Genomic DNA, 436 nt, shown 5'->3' on the forward strand with positions numbered 1-436 from the left:
GATATTGGATCACGGTGACACAGAGAGAGAAAGTCGATGATTGAGCGCCAAGAAACCAAACAACGCATGAGCCGTATTGTTAAACACAACGGCACTATCTACCTATGTGGCCAGGTGTGTGCTGATGCAACTAAAGACATCACAGAACAAACACAAACGATGCTAGATAAAGTGGAAGCCCTACTTGAGCAAGCGGGCAGCGATAAAGAGCACATGCTGTCAGCAACGATTTACTTGAAAGACATGAAAGACTTCCAAGAAATGAACGCAGTATGGGATGCATGGGTACCTGAAGGCCACGCTCCAGCTCGCGCATGTGTGACTGGCGACATGGCTCGTGAAGCGCTACTTGTTGAGATCTCTGTGATTGCCGCTGAGAAGTAATGGCTTAAAGCTTTTAGTGACGCAATGGCTTCAAGAGATTCCAGATACCTCG

At 47.5% G+C, this 436-nt stretch carries 1 protein-coding gene; it reads left to right on the top strand.

Features of this window, described 5'->3' with window-relative positions:
• The first annotated feature begins 36 nt into the window (after positions 1-36).
• Positions 37-384 (top strand): RidA family protein, encoded by a 348-nt coding sequence (locus tag AB4653_RS27690; RefSeq protein ID WP_004729674.1) that lies wholly within the window; start codon positions 37-39, stop codon positions 382-384.
• The last annotated feature ends 52 nt before the right edge of the window (positions 385-436 follow it).

Source organism: Vibrio sp. 10N.222.48.A3, from assembly GCF_041475345.1.
GTDB classification, from domain to species: Bacteria; Pseudomonadota; Gammaproteobacteria; order Enterobacterales; family Vibrionaceae; genus Vibrio; species Vibrio tasmaniensis_A.